Genomic DNA, 25,962 nt, shown 5'->3' with positions numbered 1-25,962 from the left:
CTCATAAGTTCTTCCTAATGATGGTTTGGTTGCTTTTCATTATAGTTCTTATGGGACTTTTTGTCTGCATTCAAAAAGCTCTATAATCTCTATAGTGATTTTACCCACTACAGAAATTATAGAGCCTAATTTCTTGGCTAGAAACGAATAGTGTCAAAATGACGAATGAACTTCCTTTTGCTTATAACTTAAGTTAGAGTTGACTGAAAGGTCAGCTCTTTTTCTTGCCTTTATGTCACATGACAAATGTCATATCATGTCATGACATCTGGTGCTAAAAAGAGAGTGACCAAAAAGATATACTTTAGTCATAACTTAGAAATAATAAAAACGAAAGAGGTCATCTCATGAAAATCAAAACATCTTACCTTATCTACGCAGTTATCGGAACTATCTTTGCTGGACTTAGCATGTTTACTGACATCTTTGAAAGAGGCAATTTTGAAGCTATCTTCTCAAATCTTGGCATGATTATTGGCTTGTCTATCTCAGCCTACATTCTCATCACTATGGCTAAAAGTTTTATCGACCTTGTCATAAATGATTTGAAAAACTAGGAGGCCCAGCATGAAACTATTGAAAATACTGAGCATCATGCTCCTAGCGGCAATTTGGACCATCCTCTTTGCTTATGTCCTACTTCATGGCAGCAGTGATATTCTCTACAGTGTTATGGGCGTCTCAGTTGCAACTTGTTATGTTTTTCTAGCCTTCTACCAAAAGAAAGGAAATCACACACATGAGTGAAACAATCCTTCAAGTCACAAATCTTGTCAAAAAAATCAAAAGGAAAACGATTTTAGACCATATTAGCTTTGAGGTAGGACAAGGTGATTGTCTTGCTTTAATTGGTCCCAATGGTGCTGGTAAAACGACCTTGATGTCCTGTATTCTTGGTGATAAGAAAGCCAGTAGCGGTCAAGTCTTTATCAAGGGTAAAAAGGGGAAAGCGCAAGATCAAATTGCGGTCCTTCTCCAAGAAAATACCATTCCCTCGCAATTGAAAGTCAAGGAACTGATTGCTTTTTTCCAAGATATTTCTGAGAATGGATTATCTAAAGTAGAGATTCAAGCGCTCTTACAATTCAAAGACGATCAGTATCAGCAGTTTGCGGACAAACTCTCAGGGGGACAAAAACGTCTTCTTGCTTTTGTTCTCTGTCTAATTGGCAAGCCTGACATTCTCTTTTTAGATGAGCCGACAGCAGGGATGGACACTACGACACGCCAACGTTTCTGGGAAATCATCAATGATCTGAAAAAGTCAGGTGTGACTATTCTTTATTCGTCCCACTATATCGAAGAAGTCGAGCACACAGCTGACCGCATTTTGGTCCTTCATCAGGGGAAACTCATTAGGGATACTACGCCACATGCTATGCGTAGCGAGGAAAAGGAAAAACAAGTCACTTTAGCAAGTCGCTTTGCGCCAAGTCTTGACAAACTGGCAGCCATTTATGATGTGACTGAAAAACGTGATGTTGTAACCTTTATGACTAAAGATATTGAAAGTGTGTGGAGTAGTTTACAAGCTCAAGGCTGTCGCATTTCTGACATTGAAATTCAAAACAAGACACTTTTAGATAGCCTATTTGATAGCACAAGGGAGGACAAGTCATGAAAGCACTACTTAAAATCGAATGGATAAAAACATGGCGCAGTTGGCCAGTCTTCATCATGTCCATCGGAATGCCCGTCGGATTCTTCCTCTTGTATTCAGGTATGGAAATGAGTCCTGACCCTGAATCACAAAAAGCCTTTATCTTGTCCTATATGTTGACCATGACTGGATTTTCTATGTCTAGCTTTGGTTTCTTTACCTTCCCCTACATGCTTAGAGAGGATCAAACCGATCATTGGCTAACCTACATCGAACATTCAAAAATCAGTATTCAGGCCTACTACCTCTCTAAAATCTTTCGAGTTCTTATGAACTTTATGGTAGCCATCCTAGTGACTTTCTGTGTAGGAGCTTTTGTGCGTGATGTTAAGATGCCATTATCACATTGGCTCGGTTCAGGTGCTCTTTTACTCTTGTCAAGTCTAGTCTTCCTATCCTTTGGCTTACTCCTGGCCCAAATTAAATCTCAACAAATCATGGCTATCGTCGGAAATATCGTCTTTCTTGGTCTAGCTATTATTGGTGGTTCTTGGATGCCAGTAACCTTGTTTCCAAAATGGGTTCAGCACATTTCGGAGTGGACACCTATCTACCATATCAATCAGTTGGTAGTCAATTTCGCAAAAAAAGGGGAATTTTCATGGAAATCACTCATTTTTATCTTGGTCTATGCTACAATAGCTACAGGCTTAGCCCTTTTTATTAAATCTTACAGAGAAAGTGACCATGTTTAGAACTTACCAGAAAAATGATTTCGCTTATTTTGTTAGTCTGATTTTCCTTGTCTTTCCAGTATTGGGAGTCTTTGGTGGGTATTTTCCAGTTTGGACCATAGTTTTGACTGGACTGTTTACCATAGCTTATCTCCTGATGGTATATTTGAAAAAAGCTTATAGTAAGTGGATTCCCTTTCTGTGGTTTTACACTCTAGCTTACATTATCTTTATGACCCTGACCTTCCAGGGGGGGATGATGTGGTTTATTTTTTTCAACGTCAATCTTCTCGTTTGGCGCTTTGAGGATAGCATATCATCTTATCGCTTCTTATCCTTTCTAGCGACACTCTTGATTTTGACGTTATCATCCTTCCTATTGACAGACGATTTGGGTACCCACCTCATGTCTATGGCTATTCTCCTCTTTTCGTTGGGAATGTACTATTTTCAAAACCGTATACGTCAGGAGAGAAAGATGGAAGAAGCCAACCGTACCATCAATATCCTATCAGCTGAAAATGAACGTAATCGTATTGGTCGTGACTTGCACGATACCTTAGGGCATACCTTTGCCATGATGAGTCTTAAAACCGAGTTGGCTTTGAAACAGATGGACAAGGAGCAGTATGAAGCTGCTAGAAAGAATCTGGAAGAATTGAACCAGATTAGCCGAGACTCCATGTATGAGGTGCGTGAGATTGTCAATAAGCTCAAGTACCGAACGGTGGCCGAGGAGCTACTGGAACTTGAGCGGCTCTTTGACCTATCTGATATCGTCCTGACCGTGGATAGTAGCCTTGATTTAGACAGCCTGTCACCCGTTAGTCAGTCTACCTTGTCCATGGTGCTTCGTGAACTGGCTAATAATGTCATCAAACATAGCCAGGCCGATAGCTGTCAGATTCGTCTAAACCGTAATCATGGTATTGTTCTTGAGTTTGAAGATGATGGTTGCGGATTTGAGGAAGTCACAGGACAAGAACTACACAGTATCAGAGAGCGTCTCAGTTTGGTAGATGGAGACTTGGAAATCCTGTCACAATCGCATCCAACAATCATTCGTGTGCATTTGAAAGAGGGAAGAAAAGCATGAAATTATTAGTTGCCGAAGACCAGTCAATGTTGAGGGATGCCCTCTGCCAACTTCTCATGTTGGAAGATGATGTCGAAGAGGTCCATGCGGCCAGTGATGGTCAAGAAGCCATTGCTCTCTTGGAAAAAGAAGAAGTCGACGTAGCCATTTTAGACATTGAAATGCCAGTTAAAACAGGCCTTGATGTCCTTGAGTGGATCCGTGCCAACCAAAGAGAAACGAAGGTCGTTATTGTGACCACCTTCAAACGTAAAGGCTATTTTAAACGAGCCCTTGCAGCCCAGGTGGATGCCTATGTGCTCAAAGAGCGTTCCATCAGTGACCTCATGGCGACCATCCATACCGTCCTAGCAGGTCAAAAGGAGTACTCACCAGAGCTTGTCGAAGGTGTCGCCTTTGACAATAATCCACTCAGTCAACGTGAACAAGAAGTCTTGGCCATGGTTGCCCAAGGTTCAACCAACCAAGAAATCGCTGAAAGCCTCTTTCTTTCAAATGGAACTGTCCGAAATTACATGACAGCCATCCTGACTAAACTTGATGCAGGCAACCGAACAGAAGCCGTCCGCATTGCCAAAGAAAAAGATTGGTTGGGATGAGGAGAAATAGATAAGAATTAAGTCACCATATGGTGGCTTTTTTGTGGCTTATAATCTATCTAAACATTTACAAGCAAGAATGAGAGAAGCTGAAATGAGCCTCTACAGGAATATGTAGAGGCTTTGATGAATTATTGAATTGTGTCATTTTGTTTAGTGAATTAGACGGGTGGTTTTGATTTTTTCAAGTATCAAAACTATTTTCTCTTTTTCGAGAATAACACTTGGTTTCCTTTTTTAACTGCTTTATAATAGAGTAATACGGAGGTCTTCTGCTGTGATAAAGAAGGCAGATTTTAGGAGATGAGAAATTGGCTTTTTGTGTTTAGAGGACACGGTTTGTTGATTTTTTACTGTAGGAGATAGATATGGCAATGATAGAAGTGAAACATCTTCAGAAAAATTTTGTGAAGACAGTCAAGGAACCGGGGTTGAAGGGGGCTTTGCGTTCCTTTATTCATCCTGAAAAGCAGACCTTTGAAGCGGTCAAGGATTTGACCTTTGAGGTGCCCAAGGGGCAGATTCTAGGTTTTATCGGGGCAAATGGTGCTGGGAAGTCGACCACCATTAAAATGCTGACAGGAATTTTGAAACCGACATCTGGTTTTTGTCGGATTAATGGCAAGATTCCACAGGATAATCGCCAGGATTATGTCAAGGATATTGGGGTTGTTTTTGGACAACGAACTCAGCTATGGTGGGACTTGGCACTGCAAGAGACCTACACGGTTTTGAAAGAAATCTATGATGTACCGGACTCGCTTTTCCATAAGCGCATGGACTTTTTGAATGAAGTTTTGGATTTGAAGGAATTTATCAAGGATCCTGTGAGGACTCTTTCACTAGGTCAACGGATGCGGGCGGATATTGCGGCTTCCTTGCTTCACAATCCCAAGGTTCTCTTTTTAGATGAGCCGACCATTGGTTTGGATGTGTCGGTCAAGGATAACATTCGCCGGGCTATTACTCAAATCAATCAAGAGGAAGAAACAACTATTCTCTTGACCACTCACGATCTGAGTGACATTGAGCAACTCTGTGATCGGATTTTTATGATTGATAAGGGGCAAGAGATTTTTGATGGAACGGTTAGCCAGCTCAAGGAAACCTTTGGCAAGATGAAGACTCTCTCTTTCGATCTGATACCAGGTCAAAGTCATCTCATCTCTCATTATGAAGGCTTGCCTGATATGACCATCGATAGACAAGGAAATACTCTCAATATTGAATTCGATAGTTCCCGCTACCAGTCGGCCGATATTATCAAGCAAACCTTATCTGATTTTGAAGTCCGTGATTTGAAGATGGTAGATACGGATATTGAAGATATTATCCGTCGCTTCTATCGAAAGGAGCTCTAAGATGGTCAAATTGTGGAGACGGTATAAACCCTTTATCAATGCAGGGATTCAGGAGTTGATTACCTATCGAGTCAACTTTATTCTCTATCGGATTGGCGATGTCATGGGAGCTTTTGTGGCCTTTTATCTCTGGAAGGCTGTGTTTGACTCCTCCCAGGAGCCTTTGATTCAGGGCTTCAGTATGGCAGATATCACCTTCTACATCATCATGAGTTTTGTGACCAATCTCTTGACCAGGTCTGATAGCTCCTTTATGATTGGGGAGGAGGTCAAGGATGGCTCCATTATCATGCGCTTGCTGAGACCAGTGCATTTTGCGGCCTCTTACCTTTTCACCGAACTTGGCTCCAAGTGGTTGATTTTTATCTCTGTTGGACTGCCATTTTTAAGTGTCATTATTTTGATGAAAATCCTGTCTGGGCAAGGGATTGTAGAAGTGCTGGGATTAACTGTTCTATATCTTTTTAGCTTAACGCTCGCCTATCTAATTAACTTTTTCTTTAACATCTGCTTTGGATTTTCAGCATTTGTCTTTAAAAATCTTTGGGGTTCCAATCTACTCAAGACTTCCATAGTGGCCTTTATGTCTGGAAGTTTGATTCCCTTGGCTTTCTTTCCAAAGGTGGTTTCAGCTATTCTCTCCTTCTTGCCTTTTTCATCCTTGATTTACACTCCGGTTATGATCATTGTTGGGAAATACGATGCCAGTCAGATTCTTCAAGCGCTTTTGCTCCAGATCTTCTGGCTTATAGTGATGGTGGGCTTGTCTCAGTTGATTTGGAAACGAGTCCAGTCATTTATCACTATTCAAGGAGGTTAGTATGAAAAAATATCAACGCATGCATCTGATTTTTATCAGACAATACATCAAGCAAATCATGGAATACAAGGTGGATTTTGTGGTAGGTGTCTTGGGAGTCTTTCTGACTCAAGGTCTGAACCTCTTGTTTCTCAATGTTATCTTTCAACATATCCCATCCCTAGAAGGTTGGACTTTTCAAGAGATTGCCTTTATCTACGGATTTTCCTTGATTCCCAAGGGATTGGACCATCTCTTTTTTGACAATCTCTGGGCCTTAGGTCAACGACTAGTCCGAAAAGGGGAATTTGACAAGTATTTGACTCGTCCTATCAACCCTCTCTTTCATATTCTGGTTGAGACCTTTCAGATTGATGCCTTGGGGGAACTTTTGGTCGGTTGCATTCTATTGGGAACAACAGTATCAAGCATTGCTTGGACGATTCCCAAATTCCTGATTTTCCTAGTCTGTATTCCATTTGCTACCTTGATTTATACTTCCTTGAAAATAGCGACAGCCAGTATCGCTTTTTGGACTAAACAGTCAGGCGCCATGATTTATATTTTTTATATGTTCAATGATTTTGCCAAGTACCCGATTTCCATTTACAATTCGCTCCTTCGTTGGTTGATCAGTTTTATCGTGCCATTTGCCTTTACGGCTTACTATCCTGCCAGTTATTTCTTGCAGGGTAAGAATGGGCTCTTTAATATCGGTGGTTTGATTCTGATTTCCCTTGTCTTCTTTTTCATTTCCCTCAAACTCTGGGATAGGGGCTTGGATGCCTACGAAAGTGCTGGATCATAAGGGGGAAAGTAAGACTAAAATCAAGAAAGGAACTTATGATGTTTACAATTGAAGAAGTCAAGGATGAAGATCAAAAAATGGCAGTTGTTGATGAGGTTTTAAAGGATTTGCCAGAATGGTTTGGAATACCTGAAAGCACGCAAGCCTACATCGAAGGAGCCAAAGATTTGCAAGTTTGGGCAGCCTATCAGGAGAGTGATTTGACTGGATTTGTAAGCTTGTCCTATTCTAGTGAAGAGTGTGCAGAGATTGATTGTCTCGGCGTAAAAAAAGCTTATCAAGGTCAAGGAATTGGAAGGAAATTAATTACGACTATAGAAAGAGAAGCAGGCAAACAAGTGGACTACCTACAGGTAAAAACAGTGGCAGAAGGTTCAAATAAAGATTATGACCGAACAAATGTCTTTTATCGAAGTGTTGGTTTTAAAAAATTAGAGATTTTTCCTCAACTATGGGATCCCCAAAATCTTTGCCAGATTTTGATAAAGAAAATCGTTTAAAACTTCCTGACAAAAAATTGAGAGTGCTATACTATAAAAGTGTTAGCCAATTTAGCTCAGTTGGTAGAGCAAGGCACTCGTAAAGCTTAGGTCAGGAGATTTTGATGCTGTCATAAAGGATGCTAGAGAAGCAATCAGTCAGACGGAATTAAAGCAGAAATATAAGAACTTTTTGAGAGTTATCTCATTCTTTCAATCGTGCAGATAGATCCTGATTTGTCCAGAGAATAGCTAGAGGCTCAGTTAACCACAGACTCTACACTAGCTGAGAAAACTAAAAAGGTCTGTCTCGCTCTTTATGATTTAACCAATCGAAATAAAGATTAATTGGAAGTGCCTAAAAAGCACAAGGAATTATTGATAAGGTAAAAATGAAAAAATCAATCTTTAAAGCAAGTTTTGAAGAGAGTTTAAATCTATTAGATGATAGTGTCTCAGGAAAATTTGCACAGGAAAATTATCAGGATGCTCTAAAAAAAGAAAAATATAGAGGGACCTTTAAGTCGTATGTTTGGTTAGTGATTTTGACAATCTTATTTATAATGGGTCCCAATTGGTTGATTGTTGCTTTAAATAATTATTTATTTTATCATGCTAATCCTAAAGATTTAACAGTAGGCCTATCCGAGGTTAATTTTCTTCCCTACTGGGTGTTTTGGATGGGGTTGGCAATATGGCTTTTACTGATTATATTAGGAAAGCGATTCAACCAACAGTTCATTTTGATCTATAGAGGTCAGTTTCATTTTATGGTTTCTTTTATAATATGGCTGCTAATTGAACTTAATCTTTTCTTGATGAATTTACTTTATGGTCTTGTTGGCTATGTGGGAATGTTTGTTTTTGAAGGACTAATTCTTTTCACAATCATTTATATGATACGTGATAAGTCTACCTCATTGCTAAATTTATTATACGGTGGTACTGAAATAGAGAGTCCGACCGATAGAGTGTTTAATAGAGTATTTAGGTTCATTGTCAAGTATGGTGGAATAGTCGTAGCACTCTGGATAATTTTTCGTACGATATTTTCGGATTCAATAAGAAATGCAGATAGTCTGATTGGAGGATTAAGCGTTCTATTTTTATTCCTAGTGTGCAATATACTAATTGCTGCCTTTGAAATTTATTTCATGTTTCCCTATATGTTGCAAGCCTACTACAAATGGAAATATCCTGAAGAATACCGTGACTGGGAAGGCAAGTCAGCAGAAAAATGGTATGGGAAGAAGCATAAGGGCAAGTTTAAGTGAAAACTTAACCCAAGGAAGTCATTATAATGGCCTCCTTTTTTATTGCTCCAAATACTGTACAATAGAGCAATAATAGGTGTCTACAGTCATGAAACAATCTCAATTTGCGAGGGTGCTAGCCAGCAGATTTTCTTTTCAAATATTATTTAGAATATTAAAAATGTTATAATAGGAGATGAGAAAGGGGGAGTCGATGATGAAAATTATAGCAATCAATCCTATTTCGTTTAAAAAAAGAATGATTGAATTTCTATTCGATTATCTTTTTATTATAGCTTATTTAGCTCTTCTGTTTTTAGGTTCTATGCTTATATACATTATTTTTTTTAATGGCGTCCCAGAGTTTACAGAAATTCAGTCGCAGTGGCTTGTATTTTTCACCTCTGTTTTGCCAATCATGCTCCTTTTCACATTCTTGGATTATGCAAAAAATGGGAGTTTTGGGAAGACAAAAGCAGGACTTCAACTGGTCTACCAGAAAAAAACAGTTCAGGCTAGCTTGATCAGAAATACCATTAAATTTTTACCTTGGCAACTCGGTCATATGGGCACGATTCATGGTTTCTATAGTAATTTTGATGTATTGTCCATTATCCTCTCTATTTCGGCGACTCTCCTCGCAGTTTCCTTACTGGCAATGACGATGTTTAGAAAAGATAAGAGGCATCTTGGCGACCTGCTAGCCCATACGCAAGTGCAACTAAAAGGTGAATAAAATATAGATTGTTTACTTGGTCCATAAGTAAAAATTGAAACGAAACTAAGGAAGTCATCATAATGACCTCCTTTTTCTATTGCTTCAATTACTGTATAATAGAATCTACAGGAGTTTACAATTATGAAACAATCTCAATTTGCGAGGGCGATTTGGTATGGTATTCTTGGTGCTCTCTTTTTTGCTTTTACTTTTATTTTCAACCGTAGTATGAACCTTTCAGGTGGGTCCTGGATGTGGAGTGCTAGTCTACGCTATTTGTTTAGCTTGCCTATGCTGGCTGTTTTGGCCTGGCGTAAGGGTGAGCTGGTAGGTGTTCTGTCTGCCATTAAGAAAGCACCCCTGACTTGGTTGATTTGGAGTACGGTTGGTTTTGGGCTTTTCTATGGGCCACTGTCTCTAGCCTCCATTTATGGTGAGTCCTGGTTTGTGGCAGCCACTTGGCAGATTACCATTCTAGCTGGTCTGCTCTTGACACCTCTCTTTGGTCAGAGGGTACCTGGTAAGCAACTGCTTATGACATTGGTTATCCTTTTAGGTATTATTCTCATCCAGATTCCTTACTTTGGTAGTGGTCTTGGTAGCGGTGTGGTTCGTGCCAGTCTCTTGATTTTACTGGCTGCTTTTGCCTATCCTTTGGGCAATCGTAAGATGATGGTCCACTGTAAAGAGGATCAGCTTTCAACGACGCAGCGCGTGTTTGGGATGACCTTGATGAGTACGCCTTTTTGGGTGATCTTATCAGTTTTTGCTGTAACGGATTCTGGACTTCCATCAGGGGGACAGATTTTACAATCTTTAATTGTAGCTGTCTTTTCTGGAGTTGTCGCAACCTTGCTTTTCTTCGAGGCGACTAATCTGGTTAAGCATAACCATAAGCAACTGGCAGTAGTTGAGGCTACTCAGGCTGGTGAAGTTCTCTTTACCCTCTTGGGTGGTTGCCTCTTCCTCGGAGATAGTCTACCTAGCCTTTTGGGATTCCTTGGGATTGCTATTGTAACCATTGGTATTATTGGAAATAGCCTGCTAACAGGCTCAGATTAAGCATAAGTATGAGACTTTCGAATGGAAAATTCGGAAGTTTTTTATTTATATGAAAAATATTACAGAAAAAGATGGTATTTTCAGATTATAGTGATATAATGATATTAAAAGTAAGCGTTTACCGTTTTAATGTAAACCCTAAAGATATTTCCGGAAACTTTGATAGGCTTATTAATAAAGGCGAATGTATTGACTTTGAATTTTCATGAAAACTGAGTTAACATTTAATGTTGCTCTAAAGAAGGAGAAGAGTCATGAATGATACTGTTTGTAAAAATTGGTTTATGCGCAAAAGTGGGAAGACTTGGGTCTACGGCTGTGCCTTGGTAAGTTTTGCAGGTTTGGCCCTGGCTGGTCCTGTCTATGCGGACCAAGTGGAACAGGCAACTGTGAGCCAAGTATCTCAAGAAGTGGTAGCTCAAACTGACCATCAAGTTACCCCTCAAGCAGAGCTTGCTCCTAGCACGACCAAGGAAGTCCCCCAAGTGGTAGAGCCTAGCCCGTCCCTTGTTTCCGAATCTGCTAAAACAGCTCAAGAGAATCCTACTCAGCCTAGCCCTGACCAGTCAAAAGAAGTACAAACACAGGCTAGTGAGGCTGAGAAAGTGACTAACCAAGCGCAAGAAGCCGATTTGAATCAGACCAGTCAAGAACAATCTCCAGTTGTAACGAATAGCACCAGTCCTGTTCATGTGACAGCAGAAAAAACGGATTTGCCTAATAATGAAGCGGTTACCAATCTAGAAGGGATGACCGCAGACCAAAATGGCCACTGGGAAATGCAGGCTGATGGTATTCATTCAGAAGCCAAAGACAAGGGAGACTCTTTCCTTTATTCTCAATCCGAGGGCAAGAATTTTATCTATTCAACGGATGTAACCTTCAAGGAAGCTGGTGGTGCAGCTGCCCTCATTTTCCGTGGTAACAATGATAGTAGCGATAAAAATATGTACGGGGTCAACGTAGACTCTGGTAACCATAAGGTTAAGTTTTGGCGTTGGGTCAATAATCATGATATTCAACTTGTAGACGAAAAAGATGTAACACCGACTGCCGATGAAACCTACAATCTTAGAGTAGTTGCGGCTAATCAGTGGCTTTCTTACTATGTCAATGATGTGCTTGTCGCAAGTACAGGTGATGCTGTCCTTCAAAAAAGTGACAAGGGTCAACCTCAAGTCCTTCCAGAAGGGTACTTTGGACTTCTTAATTGGAATGCCAATGTCATTTTCAAAAACACCCGCTATGTTAATCTTGATGATGCCAGTCTTCCTTTGATTGACAATCTTGTGGTGACCTCAAAGACAGGTTCTGTTGAAAAACAAGCCCAATTCTTCTCTGAAGAACCACTCCATATCCAATATGTGGGACACAATGCTGAGACAGTAGGCTTTGACATCACTAAGCATAATCCCAATGCTGTTATCAAGGTAGAGGATGCCAAGGGAAATGTCTACACAGATATTTCACAATTGCCAGTGGCTGTAGGTGCTAATTACTTTATTATTGAAAGTAGTGTGACCGATTCGCTTGGTCGTCCTGTGACCTTGACTTATCGTGTTAATATCCACCGTAGACAAAGTGATGATGTGTATTACAACGAGCTTTATCGTAATCAGTATCATTATTCTGTCAAGGATGGCTGGGCTAATGACCCTAATGGCTTGGTCTTCTACAAGGGACGTTACCATCTCTTCTATCAATTTTACGATGATACCAAATGGGGTCCAATGCACTGGGCCCATGCGACAAGCCGAGACTTGCTACATTGGGATGAAGAGCCGATAGCCTTCTATCCAGATGCAACAGGTCACATGTTCTCAGGCTCTGTCGTGGTTGATAGTACCAATAGCTCAGGCCTCTTCAAATCTCCGGAAGGTGGCCTAGTAGCTATTATCACTTCAAATGGTAATGGGCAACGGATTAAGATTGCCTATAGTGAGGACGAGGGGAGAACTTGGCAAAAATATGACAAAGTAGTTGCTGACTGGTCTCAGGACCCACTTCAAAACCAAGATTTCCGTGACCCTAAGGTCTTCCGCTGGGATAACCAATGGTTTATGGTCCTTGCTGGTGGTCCACTCCGCATTTATTCTTCACAAGACTTGAAGAACTGGCAAGTTGAAACAACCTACAAGGATTTGCATACAGAATGCCCTGACCTCTATCCGATTGTAGCCAATGATGGGGCTCTCAAGTGGGTTCTCTCACGTGGTGGTCGTTCTTACAAGGTTGGTGATTTTAAACAAGTGGATGGCAAGTGGGCCTTTGTAGCTGATGATGTCTACCAAGACCATGACGAAATCATGAATTTTGGTAAGGATTCCTATGCTGCCATGACTTACTATGTTCATGATTTTGGGACAACTGAGCATCCAAACATCCCTCAATTGACTGAAATCAACTGGATGAACACTTGGGAAGATTATTGCAATCTGGTTGCAGATACTGTTGGTCAAAAATTTAATGGTACCTTTAACCTTAACCTTGACCTTGGTTTGGTTAAATCAGGCGACCGTTACCTCTTAACACAAACACCTGTTAAGGCCTATGAAAGCCTTCGTGATACAGATAATGCCCAGTATTTTGAAAATGTCAGAGTAGCTTCTGACAATGAACTGCTTAAAGATTTCACAGGTGACACTTATGAAGTGGTTTCTCACTTTGTACCAGGGAAGGACACGACAGCAGTTGGCTTTAACCTTCGCGTCGGTGATGGTCAAGCTACAAAGGTCGTTTACGATTTAACCAAGGAAACTTTGTCTATTGACCGTAGCCAATCTGGTACGATTCTTTCTGATGCCTTTGCTAAGGTGAATAGCCAACAAGTGACTCGCAATGAAGATGGTTCTATTGACTTGCATCTTTATGTGGATCGTGCGAGTGTGGAAGTCTTTGCTAAGGGTAATACGGTGGCAGGTGCTAACCAGATTTTCCCAAGTCCAAGAGCCGTTGGAGCAAGTGTCTTGGTTGAAGGTGGTCCAGCTAAAGCAAACATTGCTATTTATCCAATTAAGAGTACTTGGACTGACAAGAAGGAAGTCACTAAGGCCGTTGCCATGAACACCACAGTTGCAGGTGATTTGACCCTCGAAGTTGGTCAAAGTAAGGATTTGCAGGTTTACCTCGCACCCGCTTCTGAAGAGCAAGATGTGACATGGACGGTCAGTGATCCAAGTTTGGTGTCCTATACTGAACATGACAATAAACTTTCTCTCAAAGCTCTTCATAAAGGTCATCTCACTGTTACAGCAACCTCAGTTGAAAATCCTTCATTGAGTAAGACCTTTAAGATTGCCATCACTCTCAATAATTTTGCGACCAACCTTAAAGGCTTGAAAGCTGTCACTGGTAATTGGTATATTGATGACGATACCCTTTACGACAGCAATGTCAGTGCCAATGACTTCTTCATGGCCTATGAAAGTAATGGCTTCAAGCAATTTGACTATGATATCGATGTCAAATACCAACATGGTTTGGTCAACCTTTTTGTAGCTGCGGAACGTGAAGAACCAGGTCGTGCCTACTCTGTCCAATTTGCTGACAACGATACTGTACGTCTCTTCCGTTTTGGTGCTGAAACCATCGCTGAAGCTCATCTGGATAAAGCAATCAATGATGGTCAGTACCACCACGTCAAGGTTGAAAAGGGCAAGGACACCATGACAGTCTATGTCGATGGTAAGGAAGTGCTCCATCATCAATTTGATGCCGTGGATAATTACTTCAATCAAGCCCATGTAGGTGTCGGTCTTTGGGATGGAGCAGTAGAATTCAAAAACTTCTTCGTTACTGAAAAAATGACAAACACAAGCAGTGACACCACTGACGAACCGATCAAACCTGATCCTCAACCACAACCTAGTCCAGAACCAAGTCCGGAAAATAAACTAGATGAACCTGAGCATCAACCTGAGGTTGCTCCAGAGCCTGAACCAACTGGACAAAATAATAGCCATGACAATACAAGTACAGTACCAAATCCATCTCAGGATAATACTGGTAAGGAAGAAGAAAGTAAGGCTCCAGTGGAAACACCTAAGACTGTCACTCCACTAGTTGAGAACCTTCTCAAAAAATTCAACGCATTTAGTCTCTCAACTTTTCTTGCAAGTATTGCCAAAGAAACATGGCACTTTTTGACAAAATGGCTATTCAGCTAAGATCAAAACGTTGAAAAGGCTGTATAAGAAGAAAAAACTTAGAAGCATTCATACTTCTAAGTTTTTTTGTGATTATTCTAAAAAATCAACCAAAGATTTCTTTTGCTAATGCTTTTCCTTTCGGAGTTGCTGCTAAGCCACCTTCAGCAGTTTCACGGAAGGCAGTTGGCATGGCTGAACCTACCTGATACATAGCGTCAACAACCTGGTCGACTGGAATGGCAGATGTGATACCTGCCAAGGCCATATCGGCAGCTACTAGGGCAAAGCTTGCTCCCATAGCATTACGTTTGACACAAGGAACTTCGACCAATCCGGCTACTGGGTCGCAAATGAGTCCCAACATATTCTTAAGCACAAAGCAGATGGCCTGGCTGGCTTGGAAAGGTGTTCCACCAGCAGCCATTGTAATAGCGGCAGCAGCCATAGCAGAGGCGGAACCGACTTCAGCTTGGCAGCCTCCCTCGGCACCAGATATCGAGGCATTATTTGCGATGACTAAGCCAAATGCACCAGCAGTAAAGAGAAAATCCAATTGTTGTGATTCGGTTAAGCCCAGTTTTTCGATAGCAGTTGTAAGAACAGCAGGTAGACAACCAGCTGATCCAGCAGTTGGTGTGGCACAAACCAAGCCCATCTTGGCGTTAGATTCATTGACTGCCATGGCATTTCTAGCAGCACCTAAGACGGCAGAATCAGCCAAGGTCTTTCCATTTTTGATATAGGCATCCAGTTTGGCAGCGTCTCCCCCGGTTAAGCCAGTTGGTGATTTCTCAGGAGACAAACCAGCCTGAACAGACTCCTTCATCACTTCAAGATTTCGAGCCATCAGAGCTAGGATTTCAGGACGTTCCCGTCCAGTTAGCTCTGTCTCTGTAGCAATCATGAGTTTGGCGATATTACCTTGGTAATCTCGGTCAGCTTGTTGAACTAATTCTTCAATAGTGTAAAACATGCAATCCCCCTCTTAGCTGAAAAAGTTGACATTATGTAGATGAGGAATTCTAGCGATTTCAGTGACGGCCTCATCACACTGGTGCGAGTCAATTTCGATAATCATAATGGCCTTTTCACCGGCGTTTTCCCGAGTAACAGTCATTTGGGCGATATTGATGCCATATCGCGACAAAATATCTGTGACAAGGGCAATCATTCCTGGAACGTCTTGGTGGACAATGATGAGAGTTGGTGTATTCATCTTGAGATTGACCGCAAAACCATTGAGTTCAGTTACTTGGATATTCCCTCCACCGATAGAAACACCTGTGGCAGAAATGTTTTTTTTATCATTTTTTAAGGTAATACGAGTCGTATTGGGATGTGGCGCATTACTATCCTTGTTGATTTTCCAGTAGACCTTAATGCCTTTTTCGTATGCGATATCCAGAGCGCGTGGAATGTCAGGGTCGTCCGTTTCCATACCTAAAATACCAGCCACTAGAGCCACATCAGTCCCATGACCTCGATAGGTTTTGGCAAAGGAATTAAAAAGTTGAAATTCTACCTCAGTCGGTGTTTCACCAAAGATGGCAGAAACAATCTTTCCAATACGAACAGCTCCTGCAGTATGACTAGAGGAAGGCCCGACCATGACAGGTCCAATGATGTCAAAAACGGATTGAAATTTTAAATTTTTCATAACACGCCTCGTTTGATTAATCTTGTATTTTCAGTATACCACGAATTAGAGAGATTCGCTGTTTAAGTAAAAATCTATAGGAATAGTAAAAAAACAACCGACTTTAAGTTTTCTTTAAGGTTCAATGGATATAATAGCAGTCTATTAAGTAAGCAATACTTATTTTTCATAAATCTGAGAGGGCGGCCTGCGGGTCGCCCTTTTGTGTTTCTTTCTTTATATGTAGCTGGATTGTGGTAAAATAGAGCCTAAAGATTTTCCAGTTAGAAAGGATATACCATGACCTACACCCATTTACTTTTCGACCTTGACCACACCCTCCTAGATTTTGACCGTGCTGAAGATTTGGCTTTGACCTACCTTCTTGAAGAGGCTGGGGTGGCTTCACGAGATCTTAAAGTTTACAAGGATCACTATATTCCCATGAACCGTTCCATGTGGGAAGATCTTAATCATGGTTTAATCACTAAGCCTGAGTTGCTTCGCACGCGCTTTTCGCGTCTTTTTGACCATTTTGGACAGGAGGTTGATGGTAGTCACTTAGCAGGCCGTTACCAACATTTCTTGAGTCAACAGGGGCAGGAGTTGCCTCAGGCCCATGCTTTCTTATCAAACGTTAAAGACCGTGGCCACAAGATTTATGCAGCGACTAACGGTGTTAGCTATATTCAACGTGGTCGTCTGCAGGCTTCGAGTATTTTACCTTTCTTCGACGATGTTTTCATCTCTGATGAGGTGGGTGCCCACAAACCGTCTACAGACTTTTTTGATAAAATTGCCAATCAGGTCCATGATTTTCACCCAAGCTCAGCTCTCATGATTGGTGATAGTCTAACTGCTGATATCCAGGGTGGTAATAATGCGGGTATTGATAGTGTCTGGTTCAATCCAAGTAACCTAGTCAATGAGACTCCAGCTGTTCCAACCTATCAAGTCAAAAGTTATGAGGAAATCCTGAAGATTTTGTCCAAGTAAAGCTATGATAGCCATGATTCCGAAGAGCTTTTTAGCTCTTTTTTTGCTACAATGAAAGCATGAATGATCTGATTAAACATAAGTTGGAACTGCTCCCAAGCAACCCGGGGTGCTATCTCCACAAGGACAAATTCGGCAATATTATTTATGTCGGTAAGGCTAAAAATCTCAAAAATCGTGTGCGTAGCTATTTTCGTGGAAGTCATGATACCAAGACGGAGCTTTTGGTATCTGAGATTGCAGACTTTGAATTTATCGTAACCGAGTCTAATATCGAGGCCCTGCTTTTGGAAATTAACCTCATCCAAGAGAATATGCCTAAATTTAACATTCGCCTCAAGGATGATAAATCGTATCCTTTTATCAAGATTACCAAGGAGCTCTATCCAAGGCTTTTGATTACCCGCCAGGTCAAAAAGGATGGTGGTCTTTATTTCGGCCCTTATCCAGACTCTGGTGCAGCCAATGAAATCAAGAAGCTTTTGGACCGTATTTTCCCCTTTAAGAAATGTAAAAATCCTGCCAACAAGGTCTGTTTTTATTACCATATTGGTCAATGTAATGCCCACACCATCTGTCACACCACTGAGGATTATTGGCAAGGTTTGGTTGAGGATGTCAAGAATTTCCTAAACGGTCATGATGATAAAATCGTTAATCAGCTTAAGGCCAAGATGAAGGATATGTCTGACCAGATGGAGTTTGAGCGTGCTGCGGAGTATCGCGATTTGATTGAGGCGGTTTCGACGCTTAGGACCAAGCAAAGGGTTATCCGTCAAGACATGCAGGACCGTGATATCTTCGGTTACTACGTGGATAAGGGGTGGATGTGTGTTCAGGTTTTCTTTGTTCGCCAAGGGAAACTCATTCAGCGTGATGTCAATATGTTCCCTTATTATAATGATGCTGAGGAAGATTTCCTAACCTATATGGGTCAGTTTTATCTGGATAGTCGTCATCTCAAGCCTAAGGAGATTTTCATTCCAGGAGACATTGATCAAGAGTCTGTTGAGGCTCTAGTTGGAGATGAGGTCAAGATTTTCAAACCTCAACGGGGAGAGAAGAAGCAGTTGGTTAATCTAGCGGCGAAAAATGCTCGTGTCAGTTTGACCCAAAAATTTGATCTCCTCGAAAAAGACTTGGCTAAGACCCAAGGAGCCATTGAAAATCTAGGCAAACTCATGGGAATTCCGACACCGGTCCGCATCGAGTCCTTCGATAACTCTAACATCATGGGAACGAGTCCTGTATCCGCCATGGTCGTCTTTGAGAATGGGAAACCCAATAAAAAAGAGTACCGCAAATACAAGATTAAGACGGTTGAAGGGCCTGACGACTATGCCAGCATGCGTGAGGTCATTCGTCGCCGTTATAGTCGTGTCAAACGCGATGGGCTAACGCCACCAGATCTTATTATCATGGATGGTGGTCAAGGACAGGTCAATGTGGCCAAGGATGTCCTGCGTAATGAATTGAATCTCTCGATCCCAGTTGCGGGGCTTCAGAAAAATGACAAGCACCAAACCAACGAATTGCTCTTTGGGGATCCCTTGCAGGTCATTGATTTGCCACGGCAATCCGAGGAATTTTTCCTCCTTCACCGTATTCAGGATGAAGTTCACCGTTTTGCTATCACCTTCCACCGTCAAGTTCGTAGTAAAAATAGTTTCAGCTCCAAACTTGATGGAGTGGAGGGGCTAGGACCTAAGCGCAAACAAAAACTCCTCAAACACTTCAAGTCTATGACAGCTATCCAAAAAGCTACCGTTGAGGATATCCAAGCCCTTGGCATTCCTGAAAAAGTAGCACAGGCCCTATTGGATAAGTTAGGCGAAGATAACAATTAAAGAAACTTAAATTCATTAAGCCATTTTTTTGTTATAATAAGAATAATTAAAAAGGGAAAGGAGTCCTGCTATCAAAAACGAAGCTAAAATTGAACGTCTTTATGATAGGGGGCGTCGTGGCTTTCTTCGAGGTATCTTTAGTCGTGCTACGATTATCTTCCTTATCATCTTACTGCAGCTTGTTGTTGTAGCTATGTCTTACCTTTGGTTGAGTCAGTATAGAGTGCACCTGCAGGTGACAGAAGTGGTCCTTCGTATTCTAGCCATCATCTATCTCTTCCAAAGTGATATGGAATCAACGGCTGTTAATACTTGGTTGCTGATTGTTTTACCTTTCCCTATTATCGGAACCTTACTCCTAGCCTATACAAAACTAGATTTGGGCTATACTGGGATGAAGCGTGCGATTCAGAGCAATATTGACCGCAGTTGTGGAATATTGAAACAGGATGATAAAGCTCTCGAAGAGCTTAAGCAACGTCACACGAGTAACTACAATTTGGTTCAGTATCTTGAAAATGTTAATGGGCATTTTCCTGTCTATCGTCATAGTAAGACGACCTATTTTCCAAGCGGAGAAGCCAAATTTGAGGAAATGAAGAAACAGCTCCTTAAAGCGGAGAAGTACATTTTCTTGGAATATTTCATCATTGACGAAGGTGAGATGTGGGGTGAAATCCTAGCTATCTTGAAACAGAAGGTTCAAGAAGGGGTGGAAGTACGTGTCATGTATGATGGCATGATTGAATTTTCAACCTTGAGTTTCGACTATAAGAAACGTTTGGAGAGAATTGGCATTCAATCTCGTGTTTTTGCGTCAGTAATGCCTTTCTTGTCAACCTATTACAATTACCGTGACCATAGAAAAATCTTGCTGATTGATGGTAAAGTAGCCTTTACAGGTGGGGTTAATCTAGCTGATGAATATATCAACAAGATTGAGCGCTTTGGCCATTGGAAAGATACTGCACTCATGGTTGAGGGTCCAGCGGTTGATACTTTCTTAGTCCTCTTCCTTCAAATGTGGACTTACTCACATGAAACACTGGATGTGACACCATATATGGTTGAGCATGAGACCTTTGATACTCCTGGTTTTGTTGTTCCTTACGGGGATATCCCACTGGATAAGGATAAGGTTGGTGAGAATGTTTATATTGATATTCTTAATCATGCGCGTGATTTTGTTCATATCATGACGCCCTATCTTATTTTAGATGGCGAGTTACTACATGCTTTGAAGTTTGCGGCTGAGCGTGGAGTTGATGTTAGTATCATCATGCCTGGTATTCCTGATAAAAAGTCAGCTTATTACTTAGCTAAGACTTACTACCCAACACTTTTAGCATCTGGTGTTAAGATTTATGAGTATACACCCGGTTTTGTTCACGCCAAGATCTTTGTGAGTGACAATAGTAGGGCTGTTGTAGGAACAATCAACTTGGATTACCGCAGTCTTTATCATCACTTTGAGTGTGCGACTTATCTTTATAGGACGTCATCAGTGGTTTCCATTGAGGAAGATTTCCAAGCGACCAAAGCTAAGTGTCATCGAGTTAGTGTCGCCGAGATTGAAAATCTGCCGTTCCATCAAAAGGCTTTGGGATTATTGACTAGATTAGTTGCTCCGTTGATGTAGTGACAATATCTGTTAGAAGAGGGTTGAGCCCTCTTTTCTTATAGTTTAAAATAAAGGTAATGAAGTCGAAGGAGAAAATGATGTTAACTATTCGTCCAGCCAAGTTATCCGATGCACCAGCTATTCAGGCCATCTATGCACCCTATGTTGAAAAGACAGCTATTACTTTCGAATACGAGGTTCCCAGCGTTCAAGAGTTTGAAGCACGCATCAGCAAGACGCTTGAAAAATTCCCCTATCTAGTGGTAGAAGAGGATGGCCGAGTTCTCGGCTATGCTTATGCTTCAACCTATTATGCTCGTACAGCCTATGATTGGACAACAGAATTGTCCATTTATTTGCACGAAGATGCCCGTGGTCGAGGTTTGGGAAGCCAACTTTACGATGCCCTTGAAAAAGAGTTGAAAAAGCGTGGTTTTCTGCGTTTCTTAGCCTGCATAGCTGTTCCAAATGAGGCTAGTATCGCCATGCATGAAAAACGTGGTTATGTCCAAGCTGCTCATTTTCCAAAAGTGGGCTACAAGTTTGAGCGATGGCATGATATTGTTTGGATGCAAAAGACCTTAGATGGTCCTGTTAGAAAAATAGAAAAATGAGCTATTAGCTATCAATAATACAGGTTAATTGCTCATGCCTTTTACCTATGTTAGAATGACACTAAGACTAAATAAATTGCTGAAAGAGGTCGGAATACAAAGCCGATTTTTTTCATTCTAAAGGAGCCTGTATGTCCCAAGAAATAAGTGCTAGGCTATTGCCTCAGAAGCCGTCTAAATGGGCTAAAATTCTTCTTAATCGCAAAGTACCTATTTTCCTGTTCTTCTTACTGGAATTGGCCTTTCTTGTCTTTTCATATATTAGCCTACAAGAGCATTTCCCATCTATTATCTTATGGGAACACTTATTGAGTGTTTTTACCTTCTTTTATTTGCTCAATCGTTCCATGGACTCTCGTTCCAAACTTTCTTGGTTGATCATTATTGCCCTCTTTCCCATTTTTGGGACAGCTTTGCTCTATTTTTCGCTCGCTGATTTTGGTGTTAGACGTTTGAAAAAGCGTCTTGTGGAAGCAACAGTTCAGGCTTCAGACTATTTGGCTACTGAGCCAGAGGTTGAGGACTATCTTTCTAATAGCGATAGGCAACTGCAAAGACTGGCTTATTTTCTGGAGCATAGTCCTGCTCATTTTCCAATTTATAGAGATACTGAAGTGACTTATTTCCCACTTGGAGATGATATGCTTCCAGCCTTGTTGGAGGATCTGAAAAAGGCAGAGCGTTATATCTTCATGGAATATTTCATCATTGATGAAGGAGTCATGTGGGGAGAGATTTTAGCCATCTTGGAGGAAAAGGCTAAGGAAGGCCTGGACGTTCGTGTCATGTTTGATGGGATGAATGAGATGACCACCTTGTCCTACGATTATATCGAGCGACTGCACAAGGTTGGCATTAAAGCTCAGACCTTCTCACCAGTCAAGCCCATCCTATCAACCTATTACAATTACCGAGACCACCGAAAAATCACAGTGATTGATGGTCAGGTCGCTTATACTGGTGGCGTTAATATTGCTGATGAATATGTCAATAAACGTCAACGTTTTGGACATTGGAAGGACACAGCCCTTCGCCTAGATGGTTCAGCTGTCCAAACGCTAAAAGCTCTCTTTTTGACCATGTGGACGGTGACTGGAGTAGAAGACAAGACAGATATGGAGCACTATCTACAAGAAAAACCTCAAAAAAGCAAGAGTCAGGGTTTGGTTCTCCCTTATGCCAATTCACCTTTGACCTACCACAAGGTTGCAGAAAATGTTTATTTACATCTTCTGAATACATCTACCGATTATGTCTATATCATGACACCTTATCTGATTTTGGATGATGAATTGGTTCAATCTATGACCTTTGCTGCTAGACGAGGTGTAGATGTTCGTATCATTATGCCAGGGATTCCAGATAAGCAGTATGCCTTTGATATTGCGACTACTTACTTTAAACCCTTGTTAGATGCTGGCGTCCGTATTTTTCGATATACACCAGGCTTTGTTCACGCTAAAGTTTATGTTTCGGATGCCAAACAGGCTGTGGTTGGGACCATTAACACAGACTACCGTAGCCTCTATCAAAATTTTGAAAATGGGATTTATCTTTATAAAAATCTAGAAGTGCTTAAGATTGAACAAGATTTTGAAGAAATCCAGGTTCTCTCAGAGGAGGTAACTTTGGAAAGTTTGTCTAAAATACCTATGGCCCATCGTTTAGGTGGCTATCTCTTTTCTCTGATAGGACCTTTAATGTAATTTTACGGATTTCCCCGATTTTTCTTCTGTGGTATAATAAGGCCATAAGATGAATAAGGGGATTTTTTAATGAAAAAAGTAATGGTTTTCTTAGGTGTGACCTTGGTGTCAGGCCTAATTTTGACAACAGCACAAGACATTCAAGCTCAAGAAACGTCTGGGAATATCGTTTCTCTACGAAGCAGACGAGGTGGCTCTCGTTCTTCAAACAGGGGTAGCAGAAGCGGATCCAAATCAGGCTTTGGTTCTAGCAAGGGACATCATTATGATAGTGATTCAGGAAAAGGTTTTAAGTCTGATAGTGGGGCCAGTAAGAGCTACAAGTCAAGTAGTGACCATGACAATTACGCTAGTTCTAGCAGCTCGCATAGTTCGGGTGCGGACAGTGATACTAGCTCTAAATCAAGTAGCAGTCAGAGGCATTCAGACAGTCAGTCTTCTAGTAACAGTTCTAGCAAGTCAAAATCGGATACAAATTCAGGATACACAAAGCCACAGATGTCATCTCCTGAGCTAAATGACTCTGAACGATCTAACTTTCAATCGGGTGCAAAGGTTAGTGATGATGAGACACTCAAAAAATATTCAAAGCAAAACGATGATTTTTCGGATGAACAGGCCAAAAGTATTTTTGACAATAATGACGACTATCAAACCCGTGACCGTTATTACCGACAAGATGTCATCCGTAATCCTTGGTTCTGGATGTATATGAGCCGTCGCTCTTATCATCGCTATGGAAATTCATACCATTCAAAAGTTAATAATAACGCTTATACCAAGGGCTACCAAGATGGCTTTGCGGATGCCGAAAAAGGCATCGATAATTATGATTCCTACTCAAAGGAATCAACTCTTCTTGGTAAGTTCACAACAACTTCAGAGAAAACAGCATACCTCCGTGGCTACAAAGATGGTCATGATGATGGCAAATAAGGCAGATGGTTAAGATACGATACCTTAATGGAATTCATGGCTTGACTCTGTCGCCTATTATGCTAGAATAGAAACATGCGATGAGTCGATTGGCTCTTAGGAGCCTTTTGCGCTGAGGAGGTCTACATTAGATTGTAACGCAGGAGCGGACCTTGAGTAGTTGTGTGAACCTGCTACTCTCATCGAAAGATGCCTCTTATCCCTTACCGTTTGGTAGGGGATTTTTCTTTATTCTTGGATTTTTTACCCTTTTCAACTGGACTTAAACGTAGTATAATAGATTCACTAAACTAAATTGATAGAAAATTCCGAAAGAGGTTTAACTATGGGATACACAGTTGCTGTTGTCGGTGCTACAGGTGCCGTAGGTGCTCAAATGATCAAAATGTTGGAAGAATCAACACTTCCAATTGATAAGGTTCGCTACCTTGCGTCTGCACGTTCTGCAGGAAAAGTTTTGCAGTTCAAAGGTCACGATGTGACTATTGAGGAAACGACTGAAGACGTGTTTGAAGGCGTTGATATTGCCCTCTTCTCAGCTGGTGGGTCAACCTCTGCCAAATATGCACCTTACGCTGTTAAAGCAGGTGCAGTAGTTGTTGATAACACATCTTACTTCCGTCAAAATCCAGACGTACCATTGGTTGTGCCTGAAGTCAATGCACATGCGCTTGATGCCCACAACGGTATTATCGCCTGCCCTAACTGTTCAACCATTCAAATGATGGTTGCCCTTGAACCAGTTCGTCAAAAATGGGGCTTGGACCGTGTCATCGTGTCAACTTATCAAGCTGTTTCAGGTGCAGGTATGGGAGCTATTCTTGAAACCCAACGTGAGTTGAAAGAAGTATTGAATGATGGCGTTAATCCACGTGATGTCCAAGCCAACATCTTGCCATGTGGTGGCGATAAGAAACACTACCCAATCGCCTTCAACGCCTTGGCTCAAATTGACGTCTTCACTGAAAATGACTATACTTATGAAGAAATGAAGATGACAAACGAAACTAAGAAAATCATGGAAGACGACAGCATTGCTGTATCAGCAACATGTGTACGTATTCCAGTCTTGTCAGCTCACTCAGAGTCAGTCTATATTGAAACAAAAGAAGTGGCACCAATTGACGAAGTGAAAGCTGCGATTGCAGCCTTCCCTGGTGCAGTTCTTGAAGACGACGTTGCTAACCAAGTCTACCCACAAGCTGTTAACGCTGTAGGTTCACGTGATACATTCGTTGGACGTATCCGTAAAGACTTGGATGCCGAAAAAGGTATCCACATGTGGGTTGTTTCAGATAACCTCCTTAAAGGTGCCGCTTGGAACTCAGTCCAAATCGCAGAAACCCTTCACGAACGTGGTTTGGTTCACCCAACATCAGAATTGAAATTTGAATTGAAATAGGGAGCGAAACAGAAATCAGTAACTCGAAGAGTTTGATTTCGTAGTTTCGCCCCCGCACAGTTGATTAGGAAGTACGAATGTTGCAAACATGAGTAGTTCCAATCAACCACTGCGTTATGATTCAGAAATCAGTAACTCGAAGAGTTTGATTTCTCCTTCGCTTTTATGATTTAAGGCTCAGGCTATAAAAGTCCACAGGACTTTTATACTACCCCCGGACAGTTGATTAGGAAGTACGACTGTTGTAAACATGAAAGGAAGAACTTACTTCGTAAGTCTTATCTGCCACCTCAAAGCATTGCTTTGAGCAATCAACCACTGCGCCATGATTCAGAAATCAGTAAGGATTTCGTGTTGTATTTAAATACTATTTCCGAATCAATTCCAATCAAACAGAGAGCTCAGTCTCTCTGTTTTTTTTGGCTCTTTGTCAACTGTAGTGGGTGACGAAAAGCTAACATCTAGAGAGAACCTGATAGGTTTTCTCTTTTTGTATGTTCAGAGTGATGAAAACACGCTTCCTAAAGTTAATAAAGTTTCTAAAACC

The 25,962-nt window shown here is 41.2% G+C and carries 23 protein-coding genes; 21 read left to right on the top strand and 2 right to left on the bottom strand.

What is annotated here, in order from left to right:
* Positions 1-347 precede the first annotated feature (347 nt).
* The 14 genes from PCY14_RS09350 (at position 348) to PCY14_RS09285 (ending at position 14,675) form a co-directional block, all read left to right on the top strand.
* Positions 348-557, top strand: a complete 210-nt coding sequence (locus tag PCY14_RS09350; protein WP_021151721.1) for a hypothetical protein — start codon at positions 348-350, stop codon at positions 555-557.
* Between the two features lie 10 nt (positions 558-567).
* Positions 568-747 (top strand): hypothetical protein, encoded by a 180-nt coding sequence (locus PCY14_RS09345; RefSeq protein ID WP_021151722.1) that lies wholly within the window; start codon positions 568-570, stop codon positions 745-747.
* Positions 740-1,621, top strand: a complete 882-nt coding sequence (locus PCY14_RS09340; RefSeq protein ID WP_060934014.1) for an ABC transporter ATP-binding protein — start codon at positions 740-742, stop codon at positions 1,619-1,621. The genes PCY14_RS09345 and PCY14_RS09340 overlap by 8 nt, the downstream gene beginning before the upstream one ends.
* Positions 1,618-2,355 (top strand): ABC transporter permease, encoded by a 738-nt coding sequence (locus PCY14_RS09335; protein WP_301363461.1) that lies wholly within the window; start codon positions 1,618-1,620, stop codon positions 2,353-2,355. Before PCY14_RS09340 ends, PCY14_RS09335 begins: the two co-directional genes overlap by 4 nt.
* Entirely contained in the window at positions 2,348-3,430 is a 1,083-nt protein-coding gene (locus PCY14_RS09330) for a sensor histidine kinase (protein WP_293931088.1), read from the top strand. The genes PCY14_RS09335 and PCY14_RS09330 overlap by 8 nt, the downstream gene beginning before the upstream one ends.
* A complete protein-coding gene (locus PCY14_RS09325; protein ID WP_003094426.1) occupies positions 3,427-4,029 on the top strand; it encodes a response regulator transcription factor in 603 nt (200 codons plus the stop codon). Before PCY14_RS09330 ends, PCY14_RS09325 begins: the two co-directional genes overlap by 4 nt.
* A gap of 368 nt (positions 4,030-4,397) precedes the next feature.
* The gene (locus PCY14_RS09320) at positions 4,398-5,390 is read left to right on the top strand and encodes an ATP-binding cassette domain-containing protein (RefSeq protein WP_021145132.1); all 993 of its coding nucleotides are present in this window, start codon (positions 4,398-4,400) and stop codon (positions 5,388-5,390) included.
* 1 nt (position 5,391) lies between these two features.
* Positions 5,392-6,210 (top strand): ABC-2 family transporter protein, encoded by an 819-nt coding sequence (locus tag PCY14_RS09315; RefSeq protein WP_021145133.1) that lies wholly within the window; start codon positions 5,392-5,394, stop codon positions 6,208-6,210.
* Between the two features lies 1 nt (position 6,211).
* On the top strand, positions 6,212-6,997 hold the full coding sequence (locus tag PCY14_RS09310) for an ABC transporter permease (RefSeq protein ID WP_021145134.1): 786 nt from the start codon (positions 6,212-6,214) through the stop codon (positions 6,995-6,997).
* 38 nt (positions 6,998-7,035) lie between these two features.
* The gene (locus PCY14_RS09305; protein WP_021145135.1) at positions 7,036-7,497 is read left to right on the top strand and encodes a GNAT family N-acetyltransferase; all 462 of its coding nucleotides are present in this window, start codon (positions 7,036-7,038) and stop codon (positions 7,495-7,497) included.
* A gap of 371 nt (positions 7,498-7,868) precedes the next feature.
* Entirely contained in the window at positions 7,869-8,750 is an 882-nt protein-coding gene (locus PCY14_RS09300) for a hypothetical protein (RefSeq protein WP_021151728.1), read from the top strand.
* A gap of 193 nt (positions 8,751-8,943) precedes the next feature.
* Positions 8,944-9,465 (top strand): RDD family protein, encoded by a 522-nt coding sequence (locus PCY14_RS09295; protein ID WP_293920546.1) that lies wholly within the window; start codon positions 8,944-8,946, stop codon positions 9,463-9,465.
* Between the two features lie 123 nt (positions 9,466-9,588).
* Positions 9,589-10,509 carry a multidrug resistance efflux transporter family protein gene (locus tag PCY14_RS09290; RefSeq protein WP_021145137.1) on the top strand — a complete coding sequence of 307 codons (921 nt, stop codon included), beginning with the start codon at positions 9,589-9,591 and terminating at the stop codon, positions 10,507-10,509.
* Positions 10,510-10,763: 254 nt separating this feature from the next.
* Positions 10,764-14,675 carry a GH32 C-terminal domain-containing protein gene (locus PCY14_RS09285; RefSeq protein WP_301363460.1) on the top strand — a complete coding sequence of 1,304 codons (3,912 nt, stop codon included), beginning with the start codon at positions 10,764-10,766 and terminating at the stop codon, positions 14,673-14,675.
* An 85-nt stretch (positions 14,676-14,760) separates the two neighbouring features.
* Here the strand turns inward: PCY14_RS09285 and sdaAA are convergent, their stop codons facing one another.
* Together sdaAA and sdaAB are read right to left on the bottom strand one after the other, a co-directional pair.
* The gene (sdaAA, locus tag PCY14_RS09280) at positions 14,761-15,630 is read right to left on the bottom strand and encodes an L-serine ammonia-lyase, iron-sulfur-dependent, subunit alpha (RefSeq protein WP_021147208.1); all 870 of its coding nucleotides are present in this window, start codon (positions 15,628-15,630) and stop codon (positions 14,761-14,763) included.
* Positions 15,631-15,642: 12 nt separating this feature from the next.
* Complete coding sequence (gene sdaAB, locus PCY14_RS09275) at positions 15,643-16,314, bottom strand: L-serine ammonia-lyase, iron-sulfur-dependent subunit beta (RefSeq protein WP_070577329.1); 672 nt, start codon at positions 16,312-16,314, stop codon at positions 15,643-15,645.
* A 279-nt stretch (positions 16,315-16,593) separates the two neighbouring features.
* Here sdaAB and PCY14_RS09270 point away from each other — a divergent pair, with 279 nt between their 5' ends.
* The 7 genes from PCY14_RS09270 to PCY14_RS09240 all read left to right on the top strand — a co-directional run bounded on the left by PCY14_RS09270 (position 16,594) and on the right by PCY14_RS09240 (position 25,415).
* On the top strand, positions 16,594-17,289 hold the full coding sequence (locus PCY14_RS09270) for a YjjG family noncanonical pyrimidine nucleotidase (protein WP_021145149.1): 696 nt from the start codon (positions 16,594-16,596) through the stop codon (positions 17,287-17,289).
* Between the two features lie 59 nt (positions 17,290-17,348).
* Positions 17,349-19,136, top strand: coding sequence for an excinuclease ABC subunit UvrC (gene uvrC / locus PCY14_RS09265; RefSeq protein WP_042771807.1), 1,788 nt, complete (start codon positions 17,349-17,351; stop codon positions 19,134-19,136).
* Positions 19,137-19,224: 88 nt separating this feature from the next.
* On the top strand, positions 19,225-20,775 hold the full coding sequence (gene cls, locus PCY14_RS09260; RefSeq protein ID WP_192573934.1) for a cardiolipin synthase: 1,551 nt from the start codon (positions 19,225-19,227) through the stop codon (positions 20,773-20,775).
* 80 nt (positions 20,776-20,855) lie between these two features.
* Entirely contained in the window at positions 20,856-21,371 is a 516-nt protein-coding gene (locus PCY14_RS09255) for a GNAT family N-acetyltransferase (protein ID WP_293937322.1), read from the top strand.
* 131 nt (positions 21,372-21,502) lie between these two features.
* Complete coding sequence (gene cls, locus PCY14_RS09250) at positions 21,503-23,077, top strand: cardiolipin synthase (RefSeq protein WP_293937319.1); 1,575 nt, start codon at positions 21,503-21,505, stop codon at positions 23,075-23,077.
* A 69-nt stretch (positions 23,078-23,146) separates the two neighbouring features.
* On the top strand, positions 23,147-24,013 hold the full coding sequence (locus PCY14_RS09245) for a LisH domain-containing protein (protein ID WP_293937316.1): 867 nt from the start codon (positions 23,147-23,149) through the stop codon (positions 24,011-24,013).
* Between the two features lie 325 nt (positions 24,014-24,338).
* Positions 24,339-25,415, top strand: a complete 1,077-nt coding sequence (locus PCY14_RS09240; RefSeq protein ID WP_301363459.1) for an aspartate-semialdehyde dehydrogenase — start codon at positions 24,339-24,341, stop codon at positions 25,413-25,415.
* Positions 25,416-25,962: the final 547 nt, after the last annotated feature.

The organism is Streptococcus sp. SV2 (assembly GCF_030440175.1).
Classification (GTDB): Bacteria; Bacillota; Bacilli; order Lactobacillales; family Streptococcaceae; genus Streptococcus; species Streptococcus raffinosi.
This window is presented reverse-complemented; position numbering and strand designations above follow the sequence as displayed.

Bases quoted from the DNA above. Each gene is read 5' to 3' on its own strand.
- sdaAA (WP_021147208.1), bottom strand. From the start codon at position 15,630: ATGTTTTACACTATTGAAGAATTAGTTCAACAAGCTGACCGAGATTAC.
- cls (WP_293937319.1), top strand. From the start codon at position 21,503: ATGTCCCAAGAAATAAGTGCTAGGCTATTGCCTCAGAAGCCGTCTAAA.
- PCY14_RS09290 (WP_021145137.1), top strand. From the start codon at position 9,589: ATGAAACAATCTCAATTTGCGAGGGCGATTTGGTATGGTATTCTTGGT.
- PCY14_RS09270 (WP_021145149.1), top strand. From the start codon at position 16,594: ATGACCTACACCCATTTACTTTTCGACCTTGACCACACCCTCCTAGAT.
- PCY14_RS09320 (WP_021145132.1), top strand. From the start codon at position 4,398: ATGGCAATGATAGAAGTGAAACATCTTCAGAAAAATTTTGTGAAGACA.
- PCY14_RS09310 (WP_021145134.1), top strand. From the start codon at position 6,212: ATGAAAAAATATCAACGCATGCATCTGATTTTTATCAGACAATACATC.
- PCY14_RS09330 (WP_293931088.1), top strand. From the start codon at position 2,348: ATGTTTAGAACTTACCAGAAAAATGATTTCGCTTATTTTGTTAGTCTG.
- uvrC (WP_042771807.1), top strand. From the start codon at position 17,349: ATGAATGATCTGATTAAACATAAGTTGGAACTGCTCCCAAGCAACCCG.
- PCY14_RS09285 (WP_301363460.1), top strand. From the start codon at position 10,764: ATGAATGATACTGTTTGTAAAAATTGGTTTATGCGCAAAAGTGGGAAG.
- PCY14_RS09335 (WP_301363461.1), top strand. From the start codon at position 1,618: ATGAAAGCACTACTTAAAATCGAATGGATAAAAACATGGCGCAGTTGG.
- PCY14_RS09295 (WP_293920546.1), top strand. From the start codon at position 8,944: ATGATGAAAATTATAGCAATCAATCCTATTTCGTTTAAAAAAAGAATG.
- PCY14_RS09345 (WP_021151722.1), top strand. From the start codon at position 568: ATGAAACTATTGAAAATACTGAGCATCATGCTCCTAGCGGCAATTTGG.
- PCY14_RS09300 (WP_021151728.1), top strand. From the start codon at position 7,869: ATGAAAAAATCAATCTTTAAAGCAAGTTTTGAAGAGAGTTTAAATCTA.
- PCY14_RS09305 (WP_021145135.1), top strand. From the start codon at position 7,036: ATGTTTACAATTGAAGAAGTCAAGGATGAAGATCAAAAAATGGCAGTT.
- PCY14_RS09255 (WP_293937322.1), top strand. From the start codon at position 20,856: ATGTTAACTATTCGTCCAGCCAAGTTATCCGATGCACCAGCTATTCAG.
- PCY14_RS09325 (WP_003094426.1), top strand. From the start codon at position 3,427: ATGAAATTATTAGTTGCCGAAGACCAGTCAATGTTGAGGGATGCCCTC.
- PCY14_RS09340 (WP_060934014.1), top strand. From the start codon at position 740: ATGAGTGAAACAATCCTTCAAGTCACAAATCTTGTCAAAAAAATCAAA.
- PCY14_RS09315 (WP_021145133.1), top strand. From the start codon at position 5,392: ATGGTCAAATTGTGGAGACGGTATAAACCCTTTATCAATGCAGGGATT.
- PCY14_RS09245 (WP_293937316.1), top strand. From the start codon at position 23,147: ATGAAAAAAGTAATGGTTTTCTTAGGTGTGACCTTGGTGTCAGGCCTA.
- sdaAB (WP_070577329.1), bottom strand. From the start codon at position 16,314: ATGAAAAATTTAAAATTTCAATCCGTTTTTGACATCATTGGACCTGTC.
- PCY14_RS09240 (WP_301363459.1), top strand. From the start codon at position 24,339: ATGGGATACACAGTTGCTGTTGTCGGTGCTACAGGTGCCGTAGGTGCT.
- PCY14_RS09350 (WP_021151721.1), top strand. From the start codon at position 348: ATGAAAATCAAAACATCTTACCTTATCTACGCAGTTATCGGAACTATC.